Genomic DNA, 18,800 nt, shown 5'->3' on the forward strand with positions numbered 1-18,800 from the left:
GCGTCCACCACTCGGAGAAGGAAATCCCATGCTGCGAATACTCGGCAAAGCCTCATCGATCAACGTGCGCAAAGTGCTGTGGACCTGTGCCGAACTGGACATCCCGTTCGAGCGCGAAGACTGGGGTTCGGGCTTCAAGTCGCCGAACACGCCGGAGTTTCTCGCGCTCAATCCCTGCGCCATGGTGCCGGTGATCCAGGACGGCGATTTCACTCTCTGGGAATCCAACACCATCATTCGTTATCTGGCGACGCGTTACGGCGGTGCGCATTTATATCCGGTTGAGCCCATCGCCCGCGCGCGGGTCGATCAGTGGATCGACTGGCAGGCCTCGGAGCTGAATCGCTCGTGGTCGTACCCGCTGATGGCGCTGGTGCGCAAGTCGCCGGATTATCAGGACGGCGATGCCCTGGCCGCCGGCTGCCGGGACTGGATGCGCAACATGCAAATCCTCGACCGCCAACTGGAGAAGACTGGCGCTTACGTCAGTGGCGAGCAGTTTTCCCTGGCGGACATTCCGATCGGGCTGTCAGTGAATCGCTGGTTCGAAACGCCGCTCGATCACGGGAATCTGGCTGCGGTGCGCGCCTATTACGATCGCTTGAATCAGCGCGACGGTTATCGTTTGTACGGGCGCAATGGCACGCCGTAACCTTTTTCAACACTTGTGCTTGAAAACGCGCAAATGATGCACGCCGCGCATGAGCTCAATGAACCGACCTTTGCGCATGCAACTGTCGGCACGGAGGTGTTGATTGGCAGCTTGGCCGGCAAGCGCCAGACGATCAGATCAAGTATGAATCTGGCGCCTTAGAGCTCTTCGTTCAACTCGAATTCACGGGCGAAAAGCGCAGAGATGTCCAACGGCGCCTCCACTGCAAACACGGGGAAGTTGATCGACCACGGTTCAGGAGAACCCGGGGTATAGGCAAGAGCGCCCAGCTCATGCAGTACTGCCACAAGGGCACTGGTATCCGGCGGATTTCCTTTTCGCCCAGTCTCCTTGAAGTAAGCGCTGCCAATGCCGGGCCGACTTTCACCGCTCCTGACTTTTGTTGCGCTGTTAGCCAAGGGAAACTGACCACTGGCGAACTGATGCTGCAAATGGGCGAGCATCGAGTTGATGAGCCCGATCGGGTAATGGCGACCGTCGTCCAGATAGATGCCGTGGGTATTGATCCGATAATGGAATCGCTTGCCTCGTGCTGCCGTGTAGCACTCAGTCCATTCACCCTCGGTGTGGGCATCGGATGCAACCTGTGAGGTTTCGTCAGCAGCCATTGCGGGCAAGTCATAGCCAATCATGAACAAAGCAGCTTCGAAGCGACGTAAACCGAGTATGGCCGAACCGTGATTGAAAGTACTGGCGGTCGCTCGGGTCAGGACTTGCGCCAGAATCCAGCTTGCCTTCAGGTTCCACGCGGCATGATGTCTGCCGGCAATCAAACGAGGAAAGTGGTAACGGGTTGTACCCGGATTTCGATTTTTCGGCGCTGCTGCATTAGCGGCTTCCTTCGAGGGAGCCCACGGAAAAGCGAGTTCTGCAGGCACGTGCTGCAGTTTTCGATCCTGACAATACTTCACCACAATCCAGCCCAGCGCAGCGGCGACCCGGCTATCGTAGATGATAAAGTCATCGACCAACAATGAATAAACCTTGGTCATCCCGGCATTGAAGCGCAGCTGTTCGAGGGCGTTCAGGAGCGGATGAGCCAGATTGTCGCTGGCCAGCGCCGCTGTCGTCGACGTCAGGATCTGCGCCAATCGCGGCGACTGCGCAGTCAACCATCGGACATTCCCTGCACGCACCCCGCCCCAGGCCATGACCTCAGTGCTCGCCTCAAGTGTGGCGCTGTCGTCAGCCGAGTGGATCGCTCTTCGCAATGCATCTCGTAACGCGCTCAGCGCAGCATGACTGCTTTCCAGATCGATACCAGCGGGAACCCCGAAGGTGCCTCGATGCTTCCAGTAATACTTGCCGCAAGCATCTTCCAGGCCAGCGAACGCTACAGTTTCTTTGCGACTGCGATCGAAATATGAATGGGCGAACAGTGATGTGTGATGCAGATTATTCGCTAGCCAATCGATGAAGTCATTGACGCTGGCTGTTGCCAGATACTCTGTGCGGTGCATGGGGTGTCCTGCGGTTCAATTCAAATCGGCTAAATGATGGCGAGAAATCAACGGGGCAGAACGCGGTATTTCCCGGGCGTGCCTTCCACCGCTGCATACCTCACCGCGCGCGACCCTGAAAGAGCGCGATCCGCATCGCCACCTGAAAGCAGAACCTTCAGCGGATTGACAATCAGCGCCTGCACATCGGCAGGAGTGTTGATATCGGTCAGATAAAGGCTGTAACACCACTCATCGTCATACTGAGAGTGATTCCATCTGAACAAGCGATCAGCCTCCAGACTCAGCTCGAATTCGTCATCCAGTTCTATCGGAAAGGTCATGACGAACTGGTCAAAATCAATTGCCGCTCCCCACCAGCCGACATGCACCAGAGGCTGGTGGTTATCGTCAGCATCGATTCCATCTTCCGACAGACTGATCTGCACGACGATGTACCCGCATACAGAGCGTTTAGGCTTGATGATCACGGGAAGCGAAAATCCCATCTGTGCGCATAGCCAGCCTTGCTCGTCATTGGCGAATGTTTCCATCCATTGGCCAGCCGCGCGATAGCGATGAGCGATGTCCGGCACAAGGAGCATGCGGCTAACTTCCTCGCGGATCAATTTGGCCAAGTGATCGCACTCGGCGCCAACCTTTGAAATGAAACGAATGCTCTGCGTAATCGAAAGACCGATATCTGAAACAGGATTCATGGTGTCGGATTCCAAAAACAATGAATTGTCGAAATTGGGTTCGTTGGGAAAGAAGGCGCGACGATTTCATGGAAACCGCCTAGTGGCCGCCAAAAAACGGGGCTTCGATCGAGCGTCGGCGGCATGCCGAGACCATGAAAACCCTCAAATCGCACGATCCCCAGCTTGTCGAGGAAGACCTCTGTCTGCCTGATCCACGATTGGAGCCCGACATATTCGGTTTTGATATGGCGCAGGCCATTCAGGACACTGATCCAGGAGTGCAGAATCAATTGTCCGTTCCAAACATCGTGGCTACTGACCGCGTTGAGACCAGAACTGATATCGGGCGCTATGAAAAGATGATAAGCGTCTGCACGCTCTTCTTCAGTGAGGTATTCGAGCCACTGACGTTGTAACTGCCACTCGCCGCTCAGTGGCGCGTTCCACTTGAATTCGACCAGCAAAATGCGTCGTTCGCCCGAAGCCCAGCCCAGTTCGACAACTAGGTCCGGCTCGATGCCGCGTCTGGGCCAGAACCGCATCCTGACGTGGCTAGCGGTCGCAGACGGAAAGCCCGGAGAAATACCGTGTCCCTGGCGCTCCACCAGACCACGCCAAAACAGCTCGACAGCGCTTGCAGGCATGTAATCGAGCGGCCCCATGAGCAGAGCGGTGATTTCGTCTTCTTCACAAACCCGCTTTTCACCCATTTCGCGGTGGCCGAGGTAACGTCTGTAAAGGTGACTTTTACCTTGATTGAAGGCATGCAGCATCGTGTTTTGACATCCCTGTTTAACTGGGATGCATGATGGCCTGTTGCATAGCTATTTGCCAGCACCAAGACTCAGACGATGTGTATTCAGGCTCAGCTCAGGCTGTTTCACCTTCGGCACGCACCACGCCCCGCTCTTCAAGCAAGCGCACGAACATGCTCAGACTGCGCGACACCGTGCCCCGGCGCCACACCAGCCAAGTGGTCAGATAGCGGAAGTCCGCCGCCAGCGGCCAGACGCTGACCGTCGCGCTGCCGGGCATGCTCTGCAGCATTTTGCGCGGCATCAGCGCCAGGCCGGCACCGGCACTGACGCAGGCGAGCATGCCGTGGTAGGACTCCATTTCGAAGATCTTGCCCGGTACGGCAGCGTCAGTGCTGAACCATTTTTCGAAATGATGACGGTAGGAACAGTTGGAACGGAAGGCGTAGATATTCTCGCCGTTAACGTCCGCCGCACGTTCGACCGGTGAATGATTGAGCGGCGCGATGATGACCATTTCCTCCTCGAACGCCGGCACACCTTCCAGAGCCGGATGCAGCACCGGACCGTCGACGAATGCCGCAGCCAGACGCCCGGACAGCACGCCGTCGATCATCGTCCCGGATGGCCCGGTGGACAGGTCGAGGTCGACCTTCGGGTGCTGCTGGTTGTACGCCGCCAGCAGTTCGGGAATACGCACTGCTGCGGTACTTTCCAGCGAACCCAAGGGGAACGCGCCCTGGGGTTCCTCACCCGCCACAGTGGCTCGAGCTTCCTGCACCAGATCGAGAATACGCCGCGTGTATTCGAGAAAACTCCACCCGGCCGGCGACAGGCGCAGACGGCTTTTCTCGCGGATAAACAGATCGACGCCGAGATCCTGCTCCAACTGTTTGATCCGCGTGGTCAGGTTCGACGGCACGCGATGAATCTGCGTGGCGGCAGCGCTGATGCTGCCGTGCTCGGCCACGGCCTTGAAGATTTCCAGTTGCACCAGATCCACAGTCATTCTCCAATCGTGAAAGAAACGCTCTTTATTATTCAGTTTCCAGAAAACTAATGCCACCCTACTCTAGGCCCATCCGACGAACCTACAGGACAACGTCATGAGCCAGATTTCCAGCCAGACCCACGCCATCTCGATCAACCCCGCCACCGGCGAGCAGATCGGGCATTACGCGTTTGAATCCGCCGCTGCCCTTGATGCGGCACTGACTCGCGCTGCCTTCGCTTTTGGCAAGTGGAAGCGCAAGCCGCTGCAGGATCGTTCGCGTCTTTTGACCGCCCTCGCCGGCGCGCTGCGTGAAACCTCAGAAGCGATGGCAACCATGATCACCCGGGAAATGGGCAAGCCGATCGCCCAGGCCCGTGGCGAAATCGAGAAATGCGCCAAGCTCTGCGAGTGGTACGCGGAACATGGCCCGGCCATGCTCGACGCCGAAGCCACTCAGGTTGAAGGCGGCAAGGCGCGTATCGAATACCGTCCGCTGGGGCCGATTCTGGCGGTGATGCCGTGGAATTTCCCGATCTGGCAAGTGCTGCGCGGCGCGGTGCCGACGTTGATCGCTGGCAACACTTACGTGCTCAAGCATGCGCCAAACGTGATGGGCAGCGCTTACCTGCTGCGCGATGCGTTTGTTCGCGCCGGTTTCCCCGAGGGCGTGTTTGAAGTGATCAACGTCACCCCGGAAGGCGTTTCCAGCGCCATCGCCGATTCGCGCATCGCCGCCGTGACGCTGACCGGCAGCGTCCGCGCCGGCATGGCCATCGGTGCTCAGGCAGGCGCGGCGTTGAAGAAATGCGTGCTGGAACTGGGCGGCTCCGATCCGTTCATCGTGCTCAACGATGCTGGTCTGGATGAGGCGGTGCACGCGGCGGTGGTCGGTCGTTATCAGAACTCCGGCCAGGTCTGCGCGGCCGCCAAACGTCTGATCATCGAGGAAGGTGTTGTCGAAGAGTTCACCCGCAAGTTCGTTGAAGCGACACGCCAGTTGAAGGTGGGCGATCCGCTGAATGCGGACACCTATATCGGGCCGATGGCGCGCTTCGATCTGCGTGATGAACTCGATCAGCAAGTGCGTGACACGTTGGAGGAAGGCGCGACGCTGCTGCTCGGCGGCCGAAAAGCCGAGGGCGCCGGCAACTTCTACGAACCGACCGTGCTGGCCGATGTAACCGACCGCATGACCTCGTTCAAGCAAGAACTGTTTGGCCCGGTCGCCTCGATTATCACCGCCCGCGATTGCGCACACGCCGTGGCCTTGGCCAACGACAGCGATTTCGGCCTGACCGCGACTATCTACACCGCGAACGTCGCGCTGGCTGAGCAACTGACCAGTGAACTGGAAACCGGTGGCGTGTTCATCAACGGCTACTCGGCGAGCGATCCGCGCGTGACCTTCGGCGGCGTGAAGAAGAGCGGCTTCGGTCGTGAGCTGTCGCACTTTGGCGTACGGGAATTCTGCAACGCGCAGACCGTATGGCTGGATCGTAAATAAGCCGGGTGCTGTAAAACCTGTGGGAGCGAGCCTGCTCGCGAAAGCGTCCTGTCAGTCACCGCTGCATCGACTGACACACCTCTTCGCGAGCAGGCTCGCTCCCACAGGGGCACGGCTGCGCAGATGATTTGGGGCACGACTCCCACAAGCTCTGCTTCGATTTACAGATACTTCAGCCAGCTGATGTCCCGCCGCCGCGCTTTCAGTGCCGAAAACCAGCGCACTGCCGGGAACAGCACCACGGCAAGAACCACCGCCGCCAGCCACACCGCCGTCACCGTCGAAAAGCCGAAATAGCTGCCCTGATTCAGGCCGAACAGCGCCACGCCAATCAGGTACAACACCTTCAACGCATACAGATGCAGCAGATAGAAAAACATCGGCGCCGAGCCGAACACCGTCAGCCAGCCAATCCAGCGGCGACTCTGCACGCGCTCAAAGGCGAGCAACAGCAACAGCCCCGTACTCACAGTAAGCGCGAGAAACAGCAGCGACGGCGGGTATTTGGTGATGTTGAAAAAGCTCATCAGTGTCTGCACCAGCGAATCGCTGATCGCCCACGGCTTTTCGCCGTAGCCATTGATCAAGCGCAGCACCACGAAGCCGAGCAATCCACCGACTCCGGCAATCAGCAAACGACGCTGACGCACCGCCGCGTCCATGCCGCGAGCAAACCACGGCCCCAGCACATAGCCCAGGCCGATTACACCAATCCACGGCAGCAGCGGGTATGAGGTGCGCAGGCGCAAGGTGTCGCTGATCTCGATCCAGCCCCGATCATGCAGAATCGCCCAAGGCACATGCATCGCCGACTCAACCGGGAAATGCACCGCGTCGAGCAGGTTGTGCCCGGCGATGATCGCCACGCTCAGCGTCAGCAGCAGCGCACGTGGCAACCAGACCAGCATCGCCAGCGCAATCATGCTCAGGCCGATCGCCCAGATCACTTGCAGGTAAATCACGCTCGGCGGCAACTGGAACGTCCAGGCGAAGTTGACCAAGGTGAACTCCAGCGCCACGAGGAACAATCCGCGCTTGAACAGAAACGCGCTGACATCGGCTTTGCCGGCGTATTTTTCGCCGTAGAGCCATGCCGACAAACCGGTCAGCAAGACGAATACCGGCGCACACAGATGCGCCAGAGTGCGGCTGAAAAACAGCGCCGGCTCGGTGCTGGCGATGTCCATCGGATCGGAGACCTGTCGGTGCAAGAGAAAGGTTTCACGTAAGTGATCGAGCAGCATGAACAGGATCACCAGGCCTCTGAGCGCATCAATGGATAGCAGCCGGCCAGTCGTCAACGGGGCAGAACGGGGAAGCACAGGGGTCATGGGGCTTTCGCAATCGAGAGGAATAACACCGGACAGCCACAACGCCGCCCGCAAATTTCGCGTTACCTTATAACACCAGAAAAACAAAACCCAAACATGCACCATCGAAGTTGCCCATCAGCGCCAGCCTTCTATAGTGAACAGGTCCGCCCTGCCCTTGAGCGCTGTCCATGGTCAACACCGAACACCTGATCATCTGCGAGCACTGTGATTGTGTGTACGAGAAAGTCGTGCTCGCCAAGCACCAGAAAACCCTGTGCGTGCGCTGCGGTGGCGTGCTGCAGCGCTTCAACGGCCTGACCATCGAGCAGCGTCTGGCGCTGACGTTCACGGCGGCGATGCTGTGGCTGTTTGCCAATTTCTACCCGGTGATGAGCATCAGCCTCAAAGGCATGAAAAACAGCGCAACCCTTTGGGATTCGGTGCTTGCTCTGAGTCAGGGGCCGATTACGTTCATTGCAATGGTCGCGGCGATTGCGATCATCATCGCGCCGGCATTTCAGCTGGTGTTGCTGGTCTGGGTGTTGAGTTTCGCCCTCGGCCTGAGGCGGGCACCGGGGTTCAATCTGTGCATGCGCTGGCTGGAAACCCTGCGCCCGTGGAGCATGCTTGAGGTGTGTCTGCTGGGGGCGATGGTCGCGGTGTTCAAACTCGCCGGCCTGCTCGATGTGCTGCCGGGGATCGGCCTGTTCGCCCTGGCGGTGCTGAGCCTGATGATGATCCGCATTGCCGGCCGTGACATCCGCGAACTCTGGGACATTTTATGAAGCGTCCACCGACCGCCAGCGAACTCAACCTGTGCCTGTGCCACAGCTGTGGCCTGGCCTGCGACATGACCGACGAGCCACACGAATGCCCACGCTGTGATGCGCCTTTGCATCGGCGCAAGACCAATTCGCTGGCGCGAACCTGGGCGTACATGCTCGCCGCCCTGGCGTTTTATATCCCGGCCAATCTGCTGCCGGTGATGAATACGGTGATGCTCGGCAACGGCGCCGACAGCACGATCATGAGTGGTGTGCTGGAGTTCTGGGAGGCCGGAGCGTGGGACATTGCCCTGATCATTTTCATCGCGAGCATCGCGGTGCCGGGGGTCAAGTTCGTCGCCCTGACCTTGCTGCTGGTCACCGTACAGCGCAACAGCGATTGGGCGCGCAGGGAGCGTTCGAAGCTGTACCGATTCGTCGAACTGATCGGCTACTGGTCGATGCTCGATGTGCTGGTGGTCGCGCTGGTCGCGGCGCTGGTGAAGTTCCAGGCGCTGGGCGATATCGAGCCACGACCGGGCATCCTGTTCTTCGGCCTGGTCGTGGTGTTCACCATGCTCGCGGCGATGAGTTTCGACCCACGCCTGATCTGGGACAGGGACACCAGCGACACGGTCAGCGACGCAGCGTCTGGAGCAGCACCTGCAACGGATGGCGCAGCGCCTGATCCGACTGGCGCTTGACCTGGCTGCGGCAGGAGTAGCCGGTCGCCAACGCCTCGCCCTGCTCCGCCGGAGCCTGCACCTGGCGCGCCCACGACTGCTCGTAAATGACGGCTGAGGTCTGGCGATTGCGTGCTTCGTGGCCGTAAGTACCGGACATGCCGCAGCAACCGGTAGCCTGCGTGGCCAGCTTCAGACCGGCACGTTCGAAGACCTGTTCCCACTGGCGGGTCGCGGCCGGCGCGTTGGTTTTCTCCGTGCAATGGGCGAGCAGACGGAATGCTTTGGGCTGAGCCTCAGGCGCCTGCTCCGGCATGACCTTGAGTAACCATTCCTGAACCAGCGCTACTTCTGGGCACTCATTCAGGCCCGGTACTTTCAGGTATTCCTGGCGATAGACCAGAGTCATCGCCGGATCCAGCCCCAGCAGCGGCACGCCGGTCTGCGCCAGCGCCTGCAACTGCTCAGCGTTACGCAACGCCGCCCGATTGAACGCCGAGAGAAAGCCCTGCACATGCAGCGGTTTACCGTTGGCGCTGAACGGCGCGAGATAGACCTGATAACCCAGGCGCGAAATCAGCTCGACCAGATCAGCCAGCAGCGGCGCTTCGAAGTAGCGGGTGAAGGCGTCCTGCACGATCACCACGCTGCGTTTGCGTTGCTCTGAGGTCACTGACGACAGCGTTGCAACCGTTGCTGGCTGCACCTGCCAACGGCGCATCGCCGCGTGGAAATCGAAACGGCTGAGCAACGGCACATCGACCATGCCACCGATCCGCGACAGCGCACTGCGCACCCAGCCCGCGCCCATCAAACCGTTGTACAGCGCCGGAATCCGCGCCATGTAGGGAATGGTGTATTCCAGCGAGGCAATCAGATAGTCCCGCGCCGGACGCAGATAACGACTGTGATACAGCTCGAGAAAACGCGAGCGAAATTCCGGCACGTTGACCTTCACCGGGCACTGCCCCGCGCAGGATTTACAGGCCAGGCAACCGGCCATGGCGTCGTACACCTCATGGGAAAAATCCGCCGATGGATCGCGACTGTTGCGCCAGCGCTGCCACAGCGTGCTGAAAAACGTCGGTTTTCGGATTGCGTCCGAGAGCACATCGACGCCCGCCTCGCCCTGCAACCGCAGCCATTCGCGAATCAGCGAAGCGCGGCCCTTGGGCGATTGCGCGCGTTCGCGGGTGGCTTTCCACGACGGGCACATGGCGTCATCGGGATCGAAGTTGTAGCAGGCGCCGTTGCCATTGCAGTGCATGGCCGCGCCGTAGCTTTGCCAGACTTTCTCGTCAACCTGCCGATCCAGCTCGCCGCGCAGGGTCACCTCGTCGATCTTCAGCAGTGCTGCGCCGCTGTTGGCCGGCGTAGCGATTTTGCCCGGGTTGAACTGGTTGAATGGGTCGAACGCGGCTTTCAAGGCTTGCAGCGCCGGGTACAACTCGCCGAAGAATGCCGGCGCGTACTCCGAACGCAGGCCCTTGCCATGCTCGCCCCAGAGCAGACCGCCGTAGCGCTGGGTCAGCGCCGCTACGCCATCGGACACCGGGCGTACCAGGGCCGCTTGCTGCGGGTCTTTCATGTCGAGGATCGGCCGCACGTGCAGTACGCCGGCGTCGACATGGCCGAACATGCCGTACTGCAAACCGTGGCTGTCGAGCAGGTCGCGCAGTTCGGCGATGTATTCGGCCAAATGCTGCGGCGGCACTGCGGTGTCTTCAACGAACGGCTGCGGGCGGGCTTCGCCGGCGACATTGCCGAGCAGGCCCACCGCCCGTTTGCGCATGCCATAGACCTTGTTCACCGCTGCCTGACCAACCGCCAGCGTATGGCCCAGGCGCTCCACGGTGCGGTCGTTTTGCAGATGTTCGAGCAACGCTTCGACGCGGCGTTGCAGATCTTCGGGATCGTCACCGCAGAACTCGACCAGATTGATGCCCAGAGTCGGCCGCTCAGCGTTTTCCGGAAAATATTCGGCAACGCCGTGCCAGACGATGTCCTGCATCGCCAGCAGCAAGACCTTGGAGTCGACGGTTTCAATCGACAACGGCTTGAGCGCCATCAACGCCCGCGCATCACGCAAGGCATCCATGAACCCGGCGTAGCGGATGTTGACCAGCATCGTGTGCTTGGGAATCGGCAACACATTCAACCGCGCTTCGACGACGAAGCCCAGCGAGCCCTCAGCGCCACACAGCACGCTGTTGAGGTTGAAGCGCTGATCGGCCTCGCGCAGATGCGCCAGGTCATAACCGGTCAGGCAGCGGTTGAGATCGGGAAAGCGTGCCTTGATCAGCTCGCCCTGTTCATCAATGATCTGCCGCGCACAACGATAGACTTCGCCGACGCGATCATTGCGGGCGCACTGCGCTGCAAGCTCATCCTCCGCCAGCGGCAGGCCGTGCAGACGCTCGCCGCCGCGCAGGATCATTTCAAGTTCCAGCACATGGTCGCGGGTCTTGCCGTAGGTGCAACTGCCCTGGCCGCTGGCGTCGGTGTTGATCATGCCGCCGACCGTGGCGCGGTTCGAGGTCGACAGTTCCGGAGCAAAAAACAGCCCGGCGGATTTCAACGCGGCGTTGAGCTGATCCTTGACCACCCCGGCCTGCACCCGCACCCAGCGCTGTTCAACGTTGATTTCCAGAATGCGATTCATGTGCCGCGACAGGTCGACGACGATGCCGTCCGTCAGCGATTGACCGTTGGTGCCGGTGCCACCGCCTCGCGGGGTGATCACCACTTTTTCGTACGCCGGTTCGGCAATCAGCCGCGCCACCCGTGCCACATCGTCCGCATCCAGCGGAAACACCGCCGCTTGCGGCAAGCGCTGATAGATCGAGTTGTCGGTCGCGAGCACCACGCGGCTGGCGTAATCGGCGCTGATTTCCCCGCGAAAGCCGCTGTCTTTCAGGGCGGCGAGAAATTGTTGGTAATCGCCGGTCAAGGCTTTGGCGGGCGACAGCTGGGCAATCATCGGTCGGGTCATCTCGGTCAAATCGGGCTGTGTGGCGGTGAACAGTTGTGCGCAAGGAATGATTGCGTCAGGCTCCGCCATCTGATTGCGCCCATGTTCATTGCTGGCCAGCCATGGAACAAGCGTAATTTCGACCCGCTATCGATGAGTTTTACGAATGAATCCGCGCACCCTCACACCGTCCATGTCGCTGCTGCTGGCTTTCGAGGCCGCCGCTCGCCACGAGAGCTACACCCGCGCCGCCCATGAGCTGTCACTGACGCAGAGCGCGGTCAGCCGCCAGGTGCAGATTCTCGAGAAGATGCTCGGCATGCGCCTGTTCAGCCGCGAAGGTCGGCAGGTGGTGCTGACGGATGTCGGGCGCATGTATCAGCGCGAGCTCAGCGAAGCCCTCGGACAGATTCGCAGCGCAACCTTGCAGGCGATGGCGTTTGGTTCGGGCATCCATAGCCTGCGTCTGGCGACGCTGCCGACCTTCGGTTCGAAATGGCTGCTGCCACGGCTGAAGGATTTCTACACGGCGCACCCGGGCATGACCGTGCACCTGCATTCGCGGATCGAAACCATCGATTTCGACACCAGCGAAATCGACGCCGCCATCTGTGTCGGCGGCGGTGAGTGGCCAGGCCTGACCGCCCTGCCCCTGCACACCGAAGAACTGGTGGCGATTGCCAGCGCGCAGCTGTCGGCGACTGAACGCGACGAGGCCGAGCGACACATGGCCGGGCAGTTGCTGCTCAACGTCAGCAGCAATGCCCAGGCATGGGCGGAATGGTTCAGCCATCATCAACTGCCGCATCGCAGCATGCGAATCGGGCCAAGCTTCGAAATGACCTCGCACTTGATTCAGGCAGTACGCGCCAATATCGGCGTCGGCCTGGTGCCGCGTATTCTGGTCGAGGAGGAATTGCTCAAGGGCGAATTGCTACAACTGGGCGAGCCGATTACCAGCCGACGCAGCTATTACCTGGTGTATCCGCCGCGCAATGAGAATCTGCCTTCGTTGAAGGCGTTCAGGGATTGGCTGGTTCATACGCTCTGAAGGATCGCGTCGCGGCCATTCGCGAGCAGGCTCGCTCCCACAGTTGCCATGCATTTACATGTGAGAGCGAGCCTGCTCGCGAAGAAGCCAGTCGCAACGACCTTAAAACCTCGGCTTGACCGCCCGCCAATCCGCCTTGTACCGCTGCATCTGCCGCACATCATCGCGCTGGCGAATGCCGCACGTCAGGTACTGGTCATGCAGCTTGGCCAGTTGCTCGTGATCCAGCTCCAGCCCCAACCCCGGCGCACGGGTGATCTTTACGCAACCATCGACAATCGGCAGCTTGCCGCCCTTGATCACTTCCTCGTCCGGCTCCTGCCACGGGTAGTGGGTGTCGCAGGCGTAATCCAGATTCGGCACTGCCGCCGCAACGTGCGCCATGGCCATCAGGCTGATGCCCAGGTGCGAATTGGAATGCATCGACACGCCGAGGCCGAACACGTCGCACATTTTCGCCAGTGTCTGCGTATCCCGCAGGCCACCCCAGTAATGGTGGTCGGCGAGGACGATCTGCACGCTGTTGAGCGCAACGCTGCGGCGGAACTCGTCGAAATCAGTGACGACCATATTGGTCGCCAGGGGCAGACCGGTGCGCTTGTGCAGTTCGGCCATGCCTTCAAGGCCCGGGGTCGGATCTTCGTAATATTGCAGGTCATCGCCGAGCAGTTCGGCCATGCGAATCGCCGTCTCCAGCGACCAGTTGCCGTTCGGATCGATGCGCAGCGGCAATCCCGGAAAGGCTTTTTTCAGTGCCTTGATACAAGCCACTTCATGCTCCGGCGGCAAGGTGCCGGCCTTGAGCTTGATGCTCTTGAATCCGTACGCTTCGATCATCCGCGCTGCCTGCGCGACGATCTGCTGCTCGCTCAGCGCCTCGCCCCAGTCGTCCGGTTTGTAGGGCGAGTCGATATGTTCGGCGTATTTGAAGAACAGGTAAGCGCTGAACGGCACTTCATCGCGGATCGCGCCGCCGAGCAGGTCCACCAGCGGCACGTTCAGGTAGTGCGCCTGCAAATCGAGAAACGCCACTTCAAACGCCGAGTAGGCATTGCTCACAGCTTTGCTGGCGTGGGAACCGGGGGCCAGTTCGGCGCCAGCGACGCTGGCGGGTTTATTCGCCGCCACGGTGGCCTGCACGATCGCGCGCAATTGATTGAGGTTGAACGGATCGAGGCCGATCAACTGGCTCTGCAATTGTTGCTGGATCGCCAGCGCCGGGGCATCGCCGTAGCTTTCGCCGAGGCCGATGTAGCCGTTGTCACTTTCAATCTCGATGATCGAGCGCAGGGCAAAGGGTTCGTGGATGCCACTGGCGTTGAGCAGTGGCGGATCGCGGAAGGCAATCGGGGTGACGCTGACACGGGTGATTTTCAAGATAACGCTCCTGACAGATCAACAATCGATTCAGTGGCTCGCAGCCGGACGAGCCGGCGCCACAGCGGCGGCTTCGTCACTTGGCTTTGCCGGGGTTTTACCTTTGGCGCCAGGCGCCGTGCGGGCGAAGAAGATCACCACGGCGGCGATCAGCGATGTCGCCGCCAGGCCATACAGGCCGCCCTCGATGGAGCCGGTGGTTTGTTCGAGAATGCCGAACGCGGTCGGCGCGACGAAGCCGCCAAGGTTGCCGATGGAGTTGATCAGCGCGATCACCGCCGCAGCGATGCGCGCGTCCAGATAGCTTTGCGGAATCGGCCAGAACAGCGCCGACGCTGCTTTGAAACCGATAGCGGCGAAGCAGATGGCGACGAAGGCAAACACCGGCCCGCCAGTGGTCGACATGAACATGCCGACCGCCGCGATCACCAGGGTCAGCGCGACCCAGGCCTGCTGGAATTTCCATTTGCCGGCCATCGCTGCGAAGCCATACATGGCGACAATCGAAATGATCCACGGAATGGAGTTGAGCAGCCCGACCTGGAAATCACCGAGGTTGCCCATCTTCTTGATCATGCTCGGCAACCAGAACGTCGCGCCGTAAATGGTCAGGGCAATGGAAAAATAGATGAAGCAGAACAGCGCGATCTGTCGGTCAGCCAACAGCTTGAACATCGACGGCTTGGCGACTTGTACCGCTTCGCGAGCGCGCTGCTCCTCGGCAATCGCCGCGACCAGTGCGTCTCGCTCTTCCTCGCTCAGCCACTTGGCTTGGCGCGGGTGCGATTGCAGCCAGAACCAGACGAATGCGCACAACACCACCGACGCTGCGCCTTCGATGAGAAACATCCACTGCCAACCGTGCATGCCCAATCCGCTGATATGCAACAGCGCACCGGACACCGGGCCGGAAATCACCGAGGCAATCGCTGAGCCGCTGAGAAACACCGCCATGGTTTTGCCGCGCTCGGACGCTGGCAGCCATTGGGTGAAGTAATAAATGATCCCCGGGAAAAACCCGGCCTCGGCCGCACCGAGAATAAAGCGCAGCACGTAGAAACTGGTTTCGCCCTGAACAAACGCCATGGCCATGGCCGCAGCGCCCCAGGTGAACATGATCCGGGTCAGCCAGACCCGCGCGCCGTAGCGCTGCAACAGCATGTTCGACGGCACTTCGAACAGTGCGTAACCGATGAAAAACAGCCCGGCGCCAAGTCCGTACGCCGCTGCGCCGATACCCAGATCGGTCTCCAGATGGCTGCGCACGAAACCAATGTTGACCCGGTCGATGTAATTGACGATGAACATCACCACGAATAGCGGCAGCACGTGGCGTTTGACCTTGGCGGCGGCGCGGGCGAGCACCGTGATGTCCGGCGGACTCTGGAGGGTTTTCAAGGGGCGACTCCCGATCTTGTTTTTTTAGGGATGACTTGAAGCGATGAGCCGATCATGGACGTCGCGCATTGATCCCGTCTAATCTAAACAGGCATTCGATTGATACCCGGATTAGATCAATGTTTGAACTTACCCAGCTGCGCTGCTTCACTACGGTCGCCACCGAACTCAACTTCCGCCGCGCCGCCGAGCGCCTGAACATGACGCAGCCGCCGCTGAGTCGGCAGATTCAGCTGCTGGAGCATCACCTTGGCGTCGAATTGTTTACCCGCAGCACCCGAAGCGTTGCGCTGACGGCGGCGGGCCGGGCGTTTTTCGTTGAAGCGCAGAATCTGCTGGAGCGCGCCCAGCAAGCAGCGATCACCGCACGCCGGTTTGCCGAGGGCGATATTGGTTCGGTAAACATCGCGTTTGTCGGCAGCGCGGTGTATGAGTTTCTGCCCAAGGTGATCGCCGAAGCGCGACTTAAGCAGCCCCAGGTGAAAATCGATCTGGCAGAAATGAACACCTATCAACAGCACGAGGCCTTGCGCGCTCGCCGTATCGACCTGGGCATTGCCCGAGCGCCATTGCAGGAACCGGGCTATGCCACCGAATGCCTGGTGCGCGAACCATTTGTGCTGGCAGTGCCGAGCGGGCATCGGTTGGCCAATGCAGCTGAGGTATCAGTGGCTGATCTGGATAAACAACCGTTTCTGATGTACTCCCATGAAGCCTATCCGCCGTTCAACGAACTGTTGACCGGCACGCTGCGCTCAGCGCGGGTGGCGCCGGATTACGTGCAGTGGCTGGGCTCGTCGCTGACCATTCTGGCGCTGGTCAACGCTGGCATGGGTCTGGCGCTGGTACCACGTTGCGCGACCAGCGTGGTGTTCAGGAATGTGGTGTTTCGCGAGATCGATCTGGGCGAAGGGGTGCAGAGCGAACTGCATCTGATCTGGCGTGAGAACAATGACAACCCGGCGTTCGCGATGTTGCTGGAGGCGATTCGCCGGGCGGTGGTGCAGGGTTGGGGCTGAAAATTATTGTGGCAACCTGTATTTGAGCGGAGGCGGAGCGCTCGGGGCTTTGATCAACGGCTCCTCCAGCGGCTTGCCGTCAGGACCAGTGAACAGGCGTTCGTATTGCTTTGGCATTGGTCGCGGTGCTCTTGCAGTCGTCATGATGAACCCTCTGATACCGGGCTGAATTCAACCCACTTAACTTGCGCGGAATCTATCAGCAAAATTTCGGCACCAAAAGGCGTCGACTTGCCATCGTCATTAACCCAACGTGGATTCTGCATCACGAATTGCCCACAACTGAATTCGGACGGCCACTCGACAGGCCAGCCAAACACGCGCCTCTCGTCATGTAAATGCAGGGTTATGAACCGGTCGAACTGGGCGAAAGCGCAGAACCATTCACTGGGGAAAGAAGATTGTTTCGTGACGTTTCGCTTACGTAACCAGCAGTGCAATTTGTCACTCGTAGCCAGATAACAGGCAAACAATCCCAGCATCAGCGAAAACACAAATGCCCAAAGCGTCTGCGCCCGGCCGTCCCAGTGTCCTAGAGAAAAACCCTTCGAGCCAATCCACAAACAGAGGTTGCCCACCGCCAACACCGCGCCCTGAATCACAAATGTGAATATCAGCGCCTGCACGATCTGGCCGAACGTATCCGGTCGCTTGAATGCCGTAAGTGAATAGAAGATCCAGGTCGATAGAAAACCTGGGATTAGATACTGCAACAGCGGAATGATGTCCTTGACCAGATCATCCATGATCCGAGACTCCTTTCAGTCATGCCGATCCCGTCACGGGCCGACATTCAAAGCCTAGTCAAGGATCCTGCTGCGCCTCGCGGGCAACTGTCACAGCTCATTGCGAGCGTTTGGCTGGAGTCTTCATCCAATGAAAAAAGGCAGACATCGAACTTCGGTGTCTGCCTTTTTTGAGATCCGGGCGCCCGGTTACAGGCAGTCACGCACCGATTGGCGCAGCGATCCGGACTTGGCCCAAGGCGGCCCCTGATAGAGGGACACTTTGCTGCCGTCCTTGTATTTGACGATATCGAGAATCTCATCCGCCGTGATAATGCTCGGCGCGGTAATCCGGTAGCCGTTGGAAATCGACGTCTGCGAAGTCTTGGCCACGTCCTTCTGCCACAGCGGTAACAAACACGCGGCATATTCCTTGGGAGGCTTGTCACTGGTCTTGCTGAGGTTTGGCTCGCCCGGCACCAGCGATGCTGGTAACGAGCAACCCGTCAACAGGGCCAGTGCCAAAGTGCCGATCCATACGCGCATGCTGTTTACCTGTTCCGAAAAAACGTGAATGTACCGTTTAACGGCGTGCACATCCATCGTGGCACCCCGCCGTTATCGGGGTTTGGACAATTTTTTACATCGGTTCAGCCGGGCGTCAGATGGCCTGGCCCCAGGTGGAAAAATGCGACTACTCTTTTCTACCGAGAATGTTCTGGAGGTGATCATGCGGCTCAATGAATACGAACACGAACTTCAACGGGATTTGCAAAGCGTGGCGTCGGACCTGAGGTGGTCGGCGGTCGACCTCAAGCGCATTGCCGAACAATTGCGCAAATCAGGTAACGAGGCAGACGCCCAGACTGTGTTGCGGTCTTGCACAATCCTGCAAAACGACGAGGAGAGATTGCAGATCTATGCCAGGGAGGTAAAAGCCCGGACCATCAGCCGAATCAAGGTGCACTGACTCCTGATCCAAACAAGAAGCCCCGGTCGAAACCGGGGCTCTTTCGTTATAACGCGTCAATTCACGTTCTGGCTTTGCACCCGCTTGGCGCGCTGCTTGTAACCAGGAAGCGCCGCCGCATAGGCCATCGCTTCCTCCCTGCTGGTGAATGACGCCAACCGGTCGCCCTGAGTGCAAACCCGCCATGGGCCGTTGTTCACACTAAGCACGTCATAACCGTTCATGTGCAGCTTGTTCAGCATTGGAATGCTCATGAGCACCTCCATTTCGTCAACGGTGTTTTCGGTGTACGGGCTTACCTTACACCCGCTCCCCGCTGCGGTGTAAACCGGATTCGCCCTGGCACATGTCAATTCACTGGCACTTTTTGCTACGCAAATGGCTCCGAATCAAGAGGGAACCTTTAAATCCGCTTGCGGCTCGAATATTGCAGATTGATTACAGATTTATGACACGCATCAAC

The 18,800-nt window shown here is 59.5% G+C and carries 18 protein-coding genes; 7 read left to right on the forward strand and 11 right to left on the reverse strand.

Features of this window, described 5'->3' with window-relative positions; genetic code table 11:
- The first annotated feature begins 28 nt into the window (after nt 1–28).
- Nucleotides 29–652, forward strand: coding sequence for a glutathione S-transferase family protein (locus tag OK411_RS16900; protein WP_122612497.1), 624 nt, complete (start codon nt 29–31; stop codon nt 650–652).
- A 158-nt stretch (nt 653–810) separates the two neighbouring features.
- Here the strand turns inward: OK411_RS16900 and OK411_RS16905 are convergent, their stop codons facing one another.
- The 4 genes from OK411_RS16905 to ptrR form a co-directional block, all read right to left on the reverse strand.
- A complete protein-coding gene (locus tag OK411_RS16905; RefSeq protein ID WP_177421644.1) occupies nt 811–2,133 on the reverse strand; it encodes a hypothetical protein in 1,323 nt (440 codons plus the stop codon).
- Nucleotides 2,134–2,180: 47 nt separating this feature from the next.
- Nucleotides 2,181–2,831, reverse strand: coding sequence for a hypothetical protein (locus OK411_RS16910; RefSeq protein WP_136492497.1), 651 nt, complete (start codon nt 2,829–2,831; stop codon nt 2,181–2,183).
- Nucleotides 2,828–3,586: a hypothetical protein gene (locus OK411_RS16915; protein ID WP_136492496.1), complete on the reverse strand. Its 759-nt coding sequence runs from the start codon at nt 3,584–3,586 to the stop codon at nt 2,828–2,830. Before OK411_RS16915 ends, OK411_RS16910 begins: the two co-directional genes overlap by 4 nt.
- Before the next feature lie 97 nt (nt 3,587–3,683).
- Entirely contained in the window at nt 3,684–4,571 is an 888-nt protein-coding gene (gene ptrR / locus OK411_RS16920; RefSeq protein WP_136492695.1) for a putrescine utilization regulator PtrR, read from the reverse strand.
- Between the two features lie 103 nt (nt 4,572–4,674).
- Here ptrR and OK411_RS16925 point away from each other — a divergent pair, with 103 nt between their 5' ends.
- Nucleotides 4,675–6,066 carry an aldehyde dehydrogenase family protein gene (locus OK411_RS16925; RefSeq protein ID WP_264365406.1) on the forward strand — a complete coding sequence of 464 codons (1,392 nt, stop codon included), beginning with the start codon at nt 4,675–4,677 and terminating at the stop codon, nt 6,064–6,066.
- 161 nt (nt 6,067–6,227) lie between these two features.
- Here the strand turns inward: OK411_RS16925 and OK411_RS16930 are convergent, their stop codons facing one another.
- Nucleotides 6,228–7,397: a DUF1624 domain-containing protein gene (locus OK411_RS16930; protein WP_264365407.1), complete on the reverse strand. Its 1,170-nt coding sequence runs from the start codon at nt 7,395–7,397 to the stop codon at nt 6,228–6,230.
- 170 nt (nt 7,398–7,567) lie between these two features.
- On the opposite strand from OK411_RS16930, the gene OK411_RS16935 reads away from it, so the two are divergent.
- On the forward strand, nt 7,568–8,164 hold the full coding sequence (locus OK411_RS16935) for a paraquat-inducible protein A (RefSeq protein ID WP_016775060.1): 597 nt from the start codon (nt 7,568–7,570) through the stop codon (nt 8,162–8,164).
- A complete protein-coding gene (locus OK411_RS16940) occupies nt 8,161–8,847 on the forward strand; it encodes a paraquat-inducible protein A (RefSeq protein ID WP_016775061.1) in 687 nt (228 codons plus the stop codon). The genes OK411_RS16935 and OK411_RS16940 overlap by 4 nt, the downstream gene beginning before the upstream one ends.
- Here OK411_RS16940 and OK411_RS16945 read toward each other — a convergent pair.
- Complete coding sequence (locus tag OK411_RS16945) at nt 8,780–11,806, reverse strand: FAD-binding and (Fe-S)-binding domain-containing protein (protein WP_264365419.1); 3,027 nt, start codon at nt 11,804–11,806, stop codon at nt 8,780–8,782. The two genes, OK411_RS16940 and OK411_RS16945, sit on opposite strands and share 68 nt — an antisense overlap.
- 157 nt (nt 11,807–11,963) lie before the next feature.
- Here OK411_RS16945 and OK411_RS16950 point away from each other — a divergent pair, with 157 nt between their 5' ends.
- A complete protein-coding gene (locus tag OK411_RS16950) occupies nt 11,964–12,848 on the forward strand; it encodes a LysR substrate-binding domain-containing protein (protein WP_024013229.1) in 885 nt (294 codons plus the stop codon).
- Nucleotides 12,849–12,950: 102 nt separating this feature from the next.
- Here the strand turns inward: OK411_RS16950 and OK411_RS16955 are convergent, their stop codons facing one another.
- Both OK411_RS16955 and OK411_RS16960 read right to left on the reverse strand, forming a co-directional pair.
- On the reverse strand, nt 12,951–14,225 hold the full coding sequence (locus OK411_RS16955; RefSeq protein WP_206422016.1) for a glucarate dehydratase family protein: 1,275 nt from the start codon (nt 14,223–14,225) through the stop codon (nt 12,951–12,953).
- 30 nt (nt 14,226–14,255) lie between these two features.
- Nucleotides 14,256–15,623 (reverse strand): MFS transporter, encoded by a 1,368-nt coding sequence (locus OK411_RS16960; protein ID WP_016775065.1) that lies wholly within the window; start codon nt 15,621–15,623, stop codon nt 14,256–14,258.
- A gap of 119 nt (nt 15,624–15,742) precedes the next feature.
- Here OK411_RS16960 and OK411_RS16965 point away from each other — a divergent pair, with 119 nt between their 5' ends.
- A complete protein-coding gene (locus tag OK411_RS16965) occupies nt 15,743–16,642 on the forward strand; it encodes a LysR family transcriptional regulator (RefSeq protein WP_016775066.1) in 900 nt (299 codons plus the stop codon).
- Nucleotides 16,643–16,782: 140 nt separating this feature from the next.
- Here the strand turns inward: OK411_RS16965 and OK411_RS16970 are convergent, their stop codons facing one another.
- Both OK411_RS16970 and OK411_RS16975 read right to left on the reverse strand, forming a co-directional pair.
- Nucleotides 16,783–17,388, reverse strand: coding sequence for a DUF6338 family protein (locus OK411_RS16970; RefSeq protein WP_264365408.1), 606 nt, complete (start codon nt 17,386–17,388; stop codon nt 16,783–16,785).
- A 189-nt stretch (nt 17,389–17,577) separates the two neighbouring features.
- Nucleotides 17,578–17,913 carry a hypothetical protein gene (locus tag OK411_RS16975; protein WP_024013232.1) on the reverse strand — a complete coding sequence of 112 codons (336 nt, stop codon included), beginning with the start codon at nt 17,911–17,913 and terminating at the stop codon, nt 17,578–17,580.
- Between the two features lie 184 nt (nt 17,914–18,097).
- On the opposite strand from OK411_RS16975, the gene OK411_RS16980 reads away from it, so the two are divergent.
- Complete coding sequence (locus tag OK411_RS16980; RefSeq protein ID WP_038862200.1) at nt 18,098–18,337, forward strand: hypothetical protein; 240 nt, start codon at nt 18,098–18,100, stop codon at nt 18,335–18,337.
- Nucleotides 18,338–18,393: 56 nt separating this feature from the next.
- Here OK411_RS16980 and OK411_RS16985 read toward each other — a convergent pair whose 3' ends face one another.
- On the reverse strand, nt 18,394–18,591 hold the full coding sequence (locus OK411_RS16985) for a hypothetical protein (RefSeq protein ID WP_016775071.1): 198 nt from the start codon (nt 18,589–18,591) through the stop codon (nt 18,394–18,396).
- Nucleotides 18,592–18,800: the final 209 nt, after the last annotated feature.

It is taken from the genome of Pseudomonas sp. RG1, assembly GCF_025910115.1.
Classification (GTDB): Bacteria; Pseudomonadota; Gammaproteobacteria; order Pseudomonadales; family Pseudomonadaceae; genus Aquipseudomonas; species Aquipseudomonas atacamensis.